Origin of the sequence: Tenacibaculum sp. 190524A02b, from assembly GCF_964036645.1 — a bacterium.
Taxonomy (GTDB): domain Bacteria; phylum Bacteroidota; class Bacteroidia; order Flavobacteriales; family Flavobacteriaceae; genus Polaribacter; species Polaribacter vairaonense.
In genome coordinates this window covers 286552-300333 of sequence record NZ_OZ038525.1, presented here as the reverse complement: position 1 = coordinate 300333, position 13782 = coordinate 286552, and the positions used below count along the sequence as shown (strand labels likewise).

Sequence of the window (13782 nt, the reverse complement as noted above, 5' to 3'; positions counted from 1 at the left end):
AACTATTTTTAATGCACATTCATTTAAAAAACAACAAAGGATTTCAATGGTTTTCTAAAAATAATATCTTTTTTAAAGGGTATTTTTTTGATGAACATGATAATTTTTATGAAAAAGAAAAGGCTTATGAGTATTTAAAACAAATAACTTCCGAAAGTGTTTTTAAAACCGTATTAAATAAGATTAACGGTGTTTTTTCTTTTATTATAACAACAGAAAATACCTCCTTTATTACTTCAGATGTAACTAGAGCTTTTCCTTTATTCTATAGTAGAAAGGACAACTCAATATTCTTGTCTGATGATATTGATTTTATAAAAAAAGAACTGAACTTAACTACTTTTGATACTATTTCTGAGTACGAACTCCTTGCCTCATTACATACCTATGGAAAAAAAACATTACTCAAAAATATTTTTCAAGTTCAAGCAAGTGAATATCTTATTGTAAAAAAAGAAGAAATTACAAAACGAGATTTCTTCTATACATATACTTCTGAAAACAATATTAAAGATATAGAATCCAACCTTATAAAAAATGCGATTAACAATATAGAGCGTTCTTTTAACAGATTAATTATTTCATTGAAGAATAGCCCAGTTGCAGTGCCTTTAAGTGGTGGTTTTGACTCTAGGTTAATTGCTGTTATGTTAAAAAAATATAATTATAAAAATGTTATTTGTTACACTTACGGAAATAAGAAGAGTGATGAAATTAAAAATTCAAAAAAAACAGCTGAAAAACTTGGTTTTAAATGGTATTTTATTGAGTATAATGACAAGATAACTTCAAACTTTTTATCATCAAAAAACTTTAAGGAATACGCACATTATGCAGGTAAATATTCATCAATGCCAAACTTACAAGAATATTTTGCTGTACAATTCTTAAAAAACAAAAAACTTATTCCAGATAATACTGTTTTTATCCCAGGATATGCTGGCGATTTACTTGGAGGAAGTCAGTTTGTTAAGGTCATTCCTAAGTCTTTGAAAACAAACGAAATTTTTGACACATACGCATGTAAAAAATTAGTTAGTCATTTATTTAAAAATCAATATAAAGAGCAGTTTAAAAACTCTTTAAAAGAAACTGTTCAACTTAGTTATAACCTTCAAAGTAAACTAGCTTATTCTATATTTGAAGATATCGATATTAAAGAAAAAATTGCTAAATATATTTTTAATTCGGCTTCCTTTTATACGTTCTATAACTATGAGCATAGATTTCCTTTTTGGGACAGAGCGCTATTAGATTTCTTTAAAGACCTTCATATAGATTATAAAATAGGAAAACATTTTTTTGATAAAATTCTAATCGATTATTATTTTAAACCTTTTAAGGTTTATTTTGGAAAAGAGTTGCAACCTACTACCCAAATGCATAATAAGCAAAAGATAAAAAATAAAATTAAAAAGCTTGCTCCTAGCTTTGTAAAACAAAAAGTGCTCTTAAAAAATGACTGGAATAATTATTACCCTATTATTTCTCAGATGATTTCTCAAATGAAAAAAAATAATATCAAATTTATTCCTGCAAAAGAGAGTTATAATGAAATAATTGTGCAATGGTATCTTAACTTTGCCAAAGAAAAATTTGAAAATGATTAAATACATCGATTTTTTACTATTTGGTTGGATTGTTAACTTATTTTATCCGCAGTACTATCGCCCTAAATATGGTTATCAACGCTATTATATTTTAGTTTTTCATTATTTAATTCCTCAAAAGCTTTTCCGATTAAACCCTAAAGTTAAATGGCCTGTTCATTTTACGTCAAAAGTTATTGCTCCTAAAAACATAACAAAAGGTATTTTGTGTGATCCTGGTGATAATTTAAACAATTACATTCAAGCTAACAATGGTATTATTCTAGGATCAAATATTGAATTTGGCCCAGGCGTAAGTATTATTTCAGCCAATCATGATGTTTCCAACTTAAGGAATCATGTTAAAGGAAAACCAATAACAATTGGAAATAATGTATGGATTGGAGCTAATGTTACCGTACTTCCTGAAATTACAATAGGTGACAATGTTATTATTGGCGCAAATTCTCTAGTTAATAAAGATATTCCCTCCAACGCTATTGCTGTGGGTAACCCTTGTAAGGTTATAAAAACAAAATCTCCATATAAAGAAGATTTGTCAAAAATTAAGTTCAATCGAAAAATACCTAATAAGTATATAAGCTTCTTAAAACCCTAACGCTTTATCCATTTAATAAGTTTAGGTAAATTATTATAGTAAAGTTGTTGATAACCCTCAGAGCTTCCTCCTAAACTTTTAAAATAATTAGCTATTGATGGCATAGATGATCCTCCAAAGTTAAATTTTGTGAAGTTTCTTTCATATTTATAAATAGCTCTATCAATTAAAAAAGTATTAGCGCCATTATTTCGGTTTTTAAAATCTGTTGAGGACACTAAAATTGTTACTTCTCCTTTATATTTTAGAAAAAAACCAGAAGCCACTAGGTTAGAATCTTTGTCATAAATAGCTAAAACTTCTCCTAGCTTTTTTTCTATACAAGCTTTTATTAATTGGTTTAAAACACTATAATCTTTTTCTAGAATATTTTTAGTTCTAGTTCCTACGTTATTTTTAAATAACTCAATTAATTTAGAAGGAGAATCTCCCCAATTTTCAGTCAAATCAAACTTCGCTGCTTTACGTAAATCTTTCTTTCGGTCTTTTTTATAATTCGAATAAATAGATTCATAAGAATTTTCTAATGACAATGTTTGTAACTGCTTCTCTTTTTGAAATTCATCAAACATACTGAATGAATTTTTAGCATTCATTCTCAGTTCTACAAACTTAAAATCATCAAATAATTCTATCAAAAATTCATTTTCGTCCTCTACTTCTCTTGAATAAATCCCTAATTGAATTAACCAAAATGGAGGATGCACATATTCTATAAATAGTTTTTTTCTAATTGGCAAAGGCATTACAGCTTCGTAATCGTTTAAAACTAACACCTTCCAATTATCAGTTACAATATCCAAATACCATGAAAAACCAAAAATATTCGATTGTATAGAATTCGCTATACAATCGTTATACTTAACAACATCTAAATCTTTGCGATCAATACAGGAAATCATTAGCTTTTTGCAATTTTTAACATCGAACTATAAAGTCTCCCCCAACCTTTCCATCGTAAATACCCGCTTAAACTTTCGTTATGAAACAATGTTATAAAAACGCCATTTACAGCTTTTACTTCATTTTTTAAATCTCTTATTTTACCTAATGCTTGCTTAGGAGTTAGTTTCATATAATCATTTAATGTAGTATCCATCAAAGCAAATGGAAATATTTTTAAAGGTGTTTGAATTTCAAAATCAATATCATAAAAATAAAAAGGTGTACAAGTACTTGCTCTAAAACCAACATGACTAGCATATCCCATAGAATAGTCTTCTTCTATCTCAATATCTATTAAATTTTGATATGTTTCAGGTAAAGAAAAACGTAAATAATGCTGACGTGATCTTTTTATTGAAAAATTAGTAATTCGCTCTAACCTTTCTTTTTCCTTTTTCATCAATACAATATCTTTCATTGTATAAAAAGACGGATGTAAGCCTACCCTTGCATAATCAACCATGTCTTTAATCAGTAATTTAAATTTACTTTTAGAAGCTGAAACATTCGTATCATACGTAGTATAGTCACCTATCAAAAAAAAGAAAACAGTACGAACATCATACACTTTTTTAAGATTAATTATTTGCTGAAAAGTATCAAATGGATCTTTTTTAATATTAAAACGAATTGCAAATCGATCCCAAAGATTTAATAATTTTAAGTGATAAGCATCTTTTAGAAAGCCACCAACAGTTCTCACAAAACTTTTATGTTTATATGCATAAGCATTGTCTACATCAATCGTAGAAATAAAACTAAACGTTCTACTTGAATACTCATAATCAGGGAAACGTTTTTTTAATTCTCTTAAAAATTCGTAAGCCCATATATCAACTAAAGGCTTTTCTAAAAATCGATATTTAAAAGCAATACTTTCTGAAGCTTCAAACCTTCCATATTTATCTTTAATATGGGGTAAATATTCTTCATAACGAGAAATCAGGTAAAAACTTGCTGAAAAAATATCAAATGGCACATCCGATTTTTCTCCTTGGTAAAAAAAACACGGAATCCCTTTCCATTTTTGCATATGAATTTCAATATCTCTAATTCCTTGTTGAAACAATAAATCATGACTCTTAATAAAAAACTCTTTCCCTAAGGCTACTTTAGTATAAGAAATTTTAGGCCCACTATGTGCTACAAAATCTTCTACTTTTGATGTAAAATCAATAGGTATTTGTAGAATACGAGTAAGTATATGCTTAAAAATATAGCGTATTCTTGGCGTAATTTTATGTGTATAAACTAAAAGCATTACTTGGATTTATAATTATCAATGCTTTATAGAATTATAAAACACCTTCATCTGCAAAGCTAAAATACATTTTTTCCGTAATTATTATATGATCTAGCAACTTTATGTCTAACGTATTACTTGCCAATTTTATTTTGTTTGTTAAATCTATATCAGCTTTACTAGGATTAAGCTTCCCTGAAGGATGATTATGACACAGAATTAAACCAACTGCAGATAGTTCAAAAGCTTTTTTAAATATTAAGCGTACATCAACTAAAGTAGCTGTTAACCCTCCTTTACTTATTTGATGCTTAGCTAATACCTTATTTGCATTATTTACATACAAAACCCAAAATTCCTCATGTTGAATATCTCCTATTAAAGACTGCATTATTTTAGCTACATCTTTTGAACAAGTAATTTTTGGAATTACCAATCGTTCTTCAAACTGTTTTCTTCTCCCAAGCTCTAGAGCTGTAATAATACTAATTGCCTTAGCTTCTCCTATTCCTTTAAAACGTATTAACTCTTCTATTGATAGTTTTGATAGTTTATTTAAATTCCGATTTACAGAGAGTAATATTCTTTTTGACAAGTCTACAGCACTTTCATTCCTATTACCTGAACCTATAAGTATTGCAATAAGTTCTGCGTCAGATAAGGTGCTTTTACCTTTTAAAGCTAATTTTTCTCTAGGACGATCATCTTCCGCCCATGTTTTAATAGATAACTTCTTCATTTTATTTTTTTTGAGGGATAAATATAAATCAATTTTTGCAGAACCCAATCAATCACAGTATCTTTGTACCCTATCTTTTTTTAATTTTTACTTATGAAAATTATAATAGCCGGGGCTGGAGACGTTGGTTTTCATTTGGCTAAATTGTTGTCATATGAGTCTCAAGACACTTATGTTATAGACTTTGATGGCGAAAAACTTGACTATATAAACAATCATTTAGATGTAATCACTAAACGTGGTGATGCTACCTCTATAAAGCTTCTTCAAGAAATTGGTATTGGTTCTGCTGATTTATTATTAGCTGTAACAGAAAGTCAAAATACCAACTTTACAATTTCTGTTATAGGGAAAGCGCTTGGTGTAAAGAAAACAATTGCTAGAATAAACAATCCCGAATTTTTAAACAATGACATTGTTAACTTTAAAGATTATGGTGTTGACTTTATGATTTCTCCTGAAGAATTGGCTGCTGAAGAAATAAAATTATTGTTAAATCAGTCTTCTTTTAACGATACTGTTGCTTTTGAAAACGGAGCTTTTAATGTTATGGGAACTACTTTAGGCTATAAATCTCCTATTTTAGATTTAACCGTTAAGGAAGCTAAAGATAAGTTTTGTTTAGTAGATTTTATTACCATCGCTATTAAGCGTGAAGGGATTGCTCAAACTATAATTCCTAGAGGTGATACCGTATACAAGATGAACGATCAAGTATACTTCTCGGTGCCTAATTATAGCATTGATAAGCTATACCCTATTATAGGGAAAAAACCTATAAATATAGAAAACGTTATGATTTTAGGTGGTAGTAGTATTGGAAGGAAAACTGCAAGAAACCTTTGTCGTGATGATTTCAAGGTAAAGCTTATTGAACGTAACAAAGATAAAGCCTTACAATTAGCTGAAGATTTATCACACACACTGGTTATTTGTGGTGATGGTAGAAACATTGAACTATTAGAAGAAGAAAACATTAGAGAAATGGATGCTTTTGTTGCAGTAACTGGAGATAGTGAAACCAACATTATGTCTTGTTTAGTAGCAAAATCAAAAGGAGTTAAAAAAACTGTAGCTTTAGTTGAGAATATGGACTATATTAACATTTCTCAAACCATTGGTATTGACACACTTATTAATAAAAAACTGATTGCTGCTAGTAACATATTTAGACATATTAGGAAAGGTGAAATTTTAGCACTAGCAAATCTTCATAACATTGATGCTGAAGTTTTTGAATTTGAAGTACAGCCCAATGCTAAGGTTACTAAAAAACCTATTAAAGAACTGCGTATTCCTAGAGAAGCAGTCATTGGTGGAGTAATTAGAAATGAAAAAGCATTAATGTCATTGGGAGATTTTCAATTACAAAGTGGTGATAAAGCCATTGTGTTTTGCTTACCAGAAGCTATATCAACTGTTGAAGATTTATTTAACTAATGGAAAATCTTAACTTTAAACTCATCTATCGTTTTTTAGGTATTACAGCTATTTTAAATGGTTTATTCATGTGGTTAGCCATTCCTTTTAGCTTATATTATCAGGAAAATGCCGTACTAGGAATTTTAAATGCAGGGATTATTACGGTGGCTATTGGGTTATTACTCTATTTTTTTAATAAGCCTACTACTAAAAATATTCAAAAAAAAGAAGGGTATTTAATTGTAACCCTAGGTTGGTTAACCTTATCATTTACTGGAATGCTTCCCTATTTACTATCAGGAGCTATCCCTAGTATTACAAATGCTTTTTTTGAAACAATTTCTGGGTACTCAACTACTGGATCTTCTATTTTAACGGATATTGAAGCTATGCCCAAAGGAATTCTTTTTTGGCGAAGTGCAACCCATTGGATTGGTGGAATGGGAATTATTGTACTCACTATTGCCATTTTACCCTTATTAGGTATTGGTGGAATGCAATTATTTATGGCGGAAGCTCCTGGGCCTTCTGCAGATAAGTTACATCCACGTATTACCGATACAGCAAAACGCTTATGGTTAATTTATGTTTTATTAACTGTAGTGGAGTTTGTACTGTTAAAAGTTGCTGGTATGACATGGTTTGATGCGATTAACCATGCAATGGCTACCGTAAGTACTGGTGGATTTTCTACTAAAAACGCTAGTGTAGCCCATTGGAATGGAGCTCCTTTAATTCAGTATATCATTACGTTATTTATGTTTATTGCTGGAACAAACTTTGTATTAACCTATTTTGCGTTAAAAGGTAATGTTCAAAAAGTATTAAAGAATGAAGAGTTTAAATATTATTTGTTTAGTATTTTAGGAATAACAGCCATAATTTCTATAGCTATTATTTTCTTTCAAGATACTACTTTACAAACAAGTATTAAACACCCAATGGTATTTGGAAAAGTAGAAAGTGCTATACGTCATGCTCTTTTTTCTGTTATTTCTGTTATGACTACAACTGGTTTTGTTACAGCCGACTTTACCATGTGGAACTTTTTTGTTACTGGTATTTTCTTTTCTTTATTCTTTTTAGGAGGCTCAGCAGGTTCAACCTCTGGAGGTGTAAAAATTGTTAGGCACATTGTAATGTTAAAAAATAGTTTTTTAGAATTTAAAAAATCTTTACATCCCAATGCTATCATTCCAGTACGTTATGATGGTAAAGCCGTAAATCAAAATATTGTTTTTAACATACTATCTTTCTTTGTTTTATACATGCTTATATTTATAGTAGGTACGGTAATATTAGCCTTCTTTGGCTTGGATATTAAATCTGCCTTAGGTGCTTGTGCCTCTTCTTTAGGAAACATAGGGCCTGCCATTGGAAGTGTTAGTCCTGTAGACAACTTTTCACACCTATCTACTGGAGCTAAATGGTTTTGTTCCTTTTTAATGTTAATTGGTCGTTTAGAGCTATTTACAGTATTAATACTATTAACACCTTTTTTCTGGAGAAAGAATTAACTCAATAAACTTCTCCGATACAATATGGATATTTATCCGAAAGTATTAAAACCTATTCGATGTAAAGCACCTGATAATAAAACTCTTTGCTATTCCACTTTCGATTAAGAACCTGCAAGAAACTATTATAACTATTTACACTACACTTATTACTTAAAATAACACTCTTATTACCTTTAGTAGAGTTTTAGCCTATACAAAAGATAAATTTGTTGTAAAGGATTATATTTTTAATTAACTTATAACTAAAACTTTACTTTTATGAATTCTACAAAAAAAATTATCGGATTATTATTTGTGGCTGTTTTCTTTTTAAACACTACCCACACAAATGCACAGGAACCAATGCTAGGTGAAATTAAAATATTTGCAGGAAATTTTCCTCCTAGAGGTTGGGCTTTTTGTGACGGTCAATTATTACCTATTGCTTCGAATTCTGCATTATTCTCTATTTTAGGAACAATGTACGGAGGTGATGGTAGAACAACTTTTGCTTTACCTGATTTACGTGGTAGGGTTGCTATAGGCCCTAGAAGTGGTCCGGGCTTACCTGATTATAGACAAGCGCAAAAAGGAGGTGCTCCAACTACAGTTCTTACTCAAAATAACCTACCTTCACACACTCACATTATTAATGCTTCTAATGCTTACTCTGTAGTAGCTATTCCAGCTTTAGCTGATGCTGCTGATGTAGCTGCACCAGCAATGAATTCTGTACTTGCAACTGGTGAAGATTCTGCTGGTGGAGAAATCAAAAATTACAATTCAACAGATCCTGCTGATACTCATTTAGCTCCATTTAGAGCTCCTTTAGGAGGAACAATTAGTGCATATAATACTGGTTCTAATACTTCTTTTAGTAATATGCAACCTTATTTACCTATTAATTATATCATAGCACTACAAGGTATATTTCCTTCTAGACAATAGAAAAACTTAATCTAATTAAAAAAGACAGGTGCTACCTGTCTTTTTATTATTTTTTAATTATCTTTAAATCAAACTCATACTAATCAACTATTAAAACCAAATGCCATAATCCCTTCAATTCATAGCAACTGAACAAACTCTATTTTTCATTATTAAAATCAAACTATCATGAAGAAAACTACCTTTTGGGCTTTCTTTTTTTTACTTATTTTTTCGTCACAATATTCATTTTCTTATCCAGAAACAATAAACAGTAAAAAAAAATCAAGCTGTAATTTTAGTAAAGACAAACAACCTATTAAACAACAAAATTCAAGAACTTCAAAAAAGCATGAAGCCAAGGTTCTAACCTCTTTAGGGGTCGGAGATATTGGTTTTTCATCATTTAATACTGATGGTGATGATGAATTTAGTTTTGTTTTATTAACAGATATTTCAGGAACTACAGAAATTCATTTTACCGATCAAGGCTTTAATGACGTTTCTAATACATTATTTGGATCTGAAGGTACTATTACATGGACCTATACAGGAAACTTACCTTCTGGAACTGAAGTTTCTATACTTTTACCTAAAAATGCTAACACTACTGGTACCTCAACTGTAGGAGGGATTGAAACTGGAACAACCTCAGAAACAGGATCCTTTTCTATGTCCAGTTCTGGAGATTCTTTAATCGCTTATACAGGAACAGTAGGAACTCCTACAACATACATAGCTGCTATTTATATAGGAGGAGCTGGGTTTACCAATAATGCTTCTACTAGTACTAGTTCTGGTATTCCTTTAGGATTGTCTATAGGTGCAAATACGGCAATGCAAACTGGCAATACTGATGACAATTTTCAATACAATTGTGCTTTGGGTGATATCTCAACAGTTTCAAATTTACGCGCTTCTTTGTTTACAATTGGTAATTTTACCAATACTACTTCTACTATAAATTACCCTGCGCCTGGATGTGCTTATTTAACTGGAGGAAATACCCCGCCTACTATTTCTATTGACAACTCAACACTTGCTTATGTAGAAGGGACTGCTGCTGTTCAAATAGATGCAGCTGGAACTGTAAATGATCCTGACGGAGATGCAGACTGGAATGGTGGAACATTGGTTGTTCAAATTACAGCGAACAATGAAGCTGCTGATGTGTTAAGTATTTCGGATATAGATGGAGATGGTACTGCAATTACTATTAGTGGTACTAATATTTTTTCTAACGGAGTAGATATTGGTGATTTAAGTACAAGTGGAGGAAGCGTTACAAATGGCACTGCACTTACCATTACTTTTGACAGTGATGCTACTAATGCCAATGTACAAGAAGTATTGCAATCTTTACGTTACAGAAACATATCTGCCAATCCAATTACATCTAATAGAACCATTACAATTACAGCTACGGATTCCAATACTGCTTCTGCAAATGATACAAGAACTGTTTCTGTAACTTCAACACCAGACGTTACTAGCGTAAATGTGCCTTCAAATGACACTTATGTTGCCAATGAAGATCTAAATTTTATTATTAATTTTAATGAAAACATTACTGTTAATACTGGTGGAGGAGTTCCTCAATTAGCAATTAACATAGGGGTCTCAACACGACAAGCAACCTACCAAAGTGGTACTGGAACTACAGCTTTAACTTTTAGATATACCGTTCAAACTGGTGATTTAGATACTGATGGTATTGTAGTAGGCACCTTGGACCCAAACAATGGCACTTTACAGAATGGTAGTGGTGTTAATGCTAATCTTACCTTAAATGGTGTAGGCAGCACCACTAGTGTATTAGTAGATGCTATTGCCCCAACAGGATATTCTGTAGTTATCGATCAATCTCCTATTAATGCTGCGAATGATGATGCTGTTAGTTTCTCTTTTGCTGGTGCTGAAGTTGGAGCAACTTATAATTATACTTTTACTTCAAGCGGAGCGCCGGGTTCTGTTACAGGATCAGGTACTATTGCAACTGCTACAGATCAAATTACTGCAATTGATATCAGTGGTTTAGCTGATGGAACCATTACTCTTAGTGTTACTCTTACGGATGTAAATGGAAATACTGGAACTGCAGCTACTGATACGGAAACTAAGGAAACAGTAGCTCCAACTGGATATTCTGTAGTTATAGATCAATCTCCTATTAATGCTGCTAATGATGATGCGGTAAGTTTCACTTTTGCTGGTGCTGAAGTTGGTGCAAGTTATAATTATGCTTTTACTTCAAGCGGAGCACCAGGTTCTGTTACAGGATCTGGTACTATTGCAACTGCTACAGATCAAATTACATCAATTGATATAAGTGGTTTAGCTGATGGAACGATTACTCTTAGTGTTACGCTTACGGATGTGAATGGAAATACTGGAGCGGCAGCTACTGATACGAAAACTAAAGAAACAGTAGCTCCAACAGGATATTCTGTAACTATAGATCAATCTCCTATTAATGCTGCGAATGATGATGCCGTTAGTTTCTCTTTTGCTAGTGCTGAAGTTGGAGCAACTTATAATTATACTTTTACTTCAAGCGGAGCGCCAGGTTCTGTTACAGGATCAGGTACTATCTCGACTGCTACCGATCAAATTACTGCAATTGATATCAGTGGTTTAGCGGATGGAACGATTACTCTTAGTGTAACTCTTACGGATGTGAATGGAAATACTGGAACTGCAGCTACTGATACGGAAACTAAAGAAACAGTAGCTCCAACAGGATATTCTGTAACTATAGATCAATCTCCTATTAATGCTGCGAATGATGATGCCGTTAGTTTCTCTTTTGCTGGTGCTGAAGTTGGAGCAACTTATAATTATACTTTTACTTCAAGCGGAGCGCCAGGTTCTGTTACAGGATCAGGTACTATCTCGACTGCTACCGATCAAATTACAGCAATTGATATCAGTGGTTTAGCGGATGGAACGATTACTCTTAGTGTGACTCTTACGGATGTGAATGGAAATACTGGAGCAGCGGCTACTGATACGGAAACTAAAGAAACAGTAGCTCCAACAGGATATTCTGTAACTATAGATCAATCTCCTATTAATGCTGCGAATGATGATGCGGTTAGTTTCTCTTTTGCTGGTGCTGAAGTTGGAGCAACTTATAATTATACTTTTACTTCAAGCGGAGCGCCAGGTTCGGTTACAGGATCAGGTACTATCTCGACTGCTACCGATCAAATTACTGCAATTGATATCAGTAGTTTAGCTGATGGAACGATTACTCTTAGTGTCACTCTTACGGATGTGAATGGAAATACTGGAGCAGCGGCTACTGATACGGAAACTAAAGAAACAGTAGCTATTACTTGGACGGGAACTACAAGTAATGACTGGAATACAGCTTCGAACTGGAATCCTAATAGCATTCCAGTGGCAAATTCTGAAGTTACAATTCCTAATAGCTTAACCAATTACCCTACTATTTCTTCATCAGTAACAGTTAATTCAATAAACATAGCCTCTGGCGCTTCTTTAATTGCAAATGCTGCTGTTACTGGTACAACAACATATACAAGAAACTTACCAACCACAAACTGGTATTTAGTTTCAGCACCTGTATCTGGAGAAACACAACAAGATGTTATTGCTAATCATACCTTTGCTACTGGATCAGGTAGTAATATTGGTATTGGCGGGTATACAAATAATGGAGCTACCCCATGGAGCTATGCTACAAATTCTTCTACGGGACCTCTTGTTTCTGGTGCTGGTGTTTCTATGAAATTAGCTGCAGCAGGTGATGTATCTATTACTGGAACATTAAATACTTCTAATGTAAGTTTCCCTATAAATACAGGAACTAGAAACAACTTTAATTTAATAGGTAATCCATTTACCTCTTATGTAAACTCAAGTACTTTTGCAGCAGCTAATACAGGATTACTTAGTGAAGAAACTGTTTGGTTATGGGACGGAACACAATATGTTACTTATAACAATGTGAGTCCAATTGAACTTGCTCCTTCACAAGGTTTCTTTGTTGAGGCTAATGGTTCTGGTAATATTATGTTCTCTACAGCTAACCAAAGTCACCAAGGCTCTGATACTTTTATGAAAGAAACACCTATTCCTAACTTTGAATTATTTATAGAAAGTAATTCTAATAAAAAATCGACAAAAGTTTTTTATGTAGCTGATAAAACTACAGGTTGGGATAACGGGTATGACTCTAAAATGTTTGGGGGCGTTTCACAAAACTTTGCTGTATATACTGAATTAGTTACCAATAATGAAGGTAAAAAATTAGCCATACAAACATTACCTAATGTTAATTATGAAACAATGGTGGTGCCTGTTGGTATTATTGCTGAAGCCGGAGAAGAGATTACTTTCTCTATTAATAGTCTAAACTTACCTACTGGTATTGAAGTATATTTAGAAGATAGAAACATTAATACTTTTATTAATCTTTCTAGTGAAAATTATACTATAACATTAAGTGAGAGTACTAATAATAGTGGACAATTTTACTTACACACAACCAATCAAAGTTTAAGTAATACTGATGCTATTTTAAACTCAATTAACCTATACAAATCTTCAAATAAAACAATTACCATTAACGGCTTATATAGTAATAAAGCTTCTTTAAGTATTTATTCTATTATTGGTCAAGAAATGTTTAGTAAAGAGTTTTCTAGTAATGGTAATACTAATATAAAGTTACCTAAGTTATCATCTGGTGTGTATTTAGCTAAACTAAATACCCCGCAAGGTGACGTAAGTAAAAAAATCATTATAGATTAGTTAAACCAAAATACCTTTAA

General features: G+C 31.9%; 9 protein-coding genes. 6 read left to right on the top strand and 3 right to left on the bottom strand.

Features of this window, described 5'->3' with window-relative positions:
- Positions 1-11 precede the first annotated feature (11 nt).
- The gene (locus ABNT65_RS01205) at positions 12-1610 is read left to right on the top strand and encodes an asparagine synthase C-terminal domain-containing protein (RefSeq protein WP_348705832.1); all 1599 of its coding nucleotides are present in this window, start codon (positions 12-14) and stop codon (positions 1608-1610) included.
- Positions 1603-2208, top strand: a complete 606-nt coding sequence (locus ABNT65_RS01200; protein WP_348705830.1) for a DapH/DapD/GlmU-related protein — start codon at positions 1603-1605, stop codon at positions 2206-2208. The genes ABNT65_RS01205 and ABNT65_RS01200 overlap by 8 nt, the downstream gene beginning before the upstream one ends.
- Here ABNT65_RS01200 and ABNT65_RS01195 read toward each other — a convergent pair.
- From ABNT65_RS01195 to radC, 3 genes are read right to left on the bottom strand one after another with little or no spacing between them, the layout of a single operon-like run.
- Positions 2205-3110 carry a hypothetical protein gene (locus ABNT65_RS01195; protein ID WP_348705828.1) on the bottom strand — a complete coding sequence of 302 codons (906 nt, stop codon included), beginning with the start codon at positions 3108-3110 and terminating at the stop codon, positions 2205-2207. The two genes, ABNT65_RS01200 and ABNT65_RS01195, sit on opposite strands and share 4 nt — an antisense overlap.
- The gene (locus tag ABNT65_RS01190) at positions 3110-4414 is read right to left on the bottom strand and encodes a polysaccharide deacetylase family protein (RefSeq protein WP_348705826.1); all 1305 of its coding nucleotides are present in this window, start codon (positions 4412-4414) and stop codon (positions 3110-3112) included. The genes ABNT65_RS01195 and ABNT65_RS01190 overlap by 1 nt, the downstream gene beginning before the upstream one ends.
- 34 nt (positions 4415-4448) lie before the next feature.
- The gene (gene radC, locus ABNT65_RS01185; protein WP_348705825.1) at positions 4449-5135 is read right to left on the bottom strand and encodes a RadC family protein; all 687 of its coding nucleotides are present in this window, start codon (positions 5133-5135) and stop codon (positions 4449-4451) included.
- 93 nt (positions 5136-5228) lie between these two features.
- On the opposite strand from radC, the gene trkA reads away from it, so the two are divergent.
- The 4 genes from trkA (at position 5229) to ABNT65_RS01165 (ending at position 13762) form a co-directional block, all read left to right on the top strand.
- Positions 5229-6575 (top strand): Trk system potassium transporter TrkA, encoded by a 1347-nt coding sequence (gene trkA, locus ABNT65_RS01180; protein WP_348705823.1) that lies wholly within the window; start codon positions 5229-5231, stop codon positions 6573-6575.
- On the top strand, positions 6575-8074 hold the full coding sequence (locus ABNT65_RS01175; RefSeq protein WP_348705822.1) for a TrkH family potassium uptake protein: 1500 nt from the start codon (positions 6575-6577) through the stop codon (positions 8072-8074). Before trkA ends, ABNT65_RS01175 begins: the two co-directional genes overlap by 1 nt.
- Positions 8075-8335: 261 nt before the next feature.
- Positions 8336-9004 (top strand): phage tail protein, encoded by a 669-nt coding sequence (locus ABNT65_RS01170; protein ID WP_348705820.1) that lies wholly within the window; start codon positions 8336-8338, stop codon positions 9002-9004.
- A 168-nt stretch (positions 9005-9172) separates the two neighbouring features.
- Complete coding sequence (locus ABNT65_RS01165) at positions 9173-13762, top strand: T9SS type A sorting domain-containing protein (RefSeq protein ID WP_348705818.1); 4590 nt, start codon at positions 9173-9175, stop codon at positions 13760-13762.
- The last annotated feature ends 20 nt before the right edge of the window (positions 13763-13782 follow it).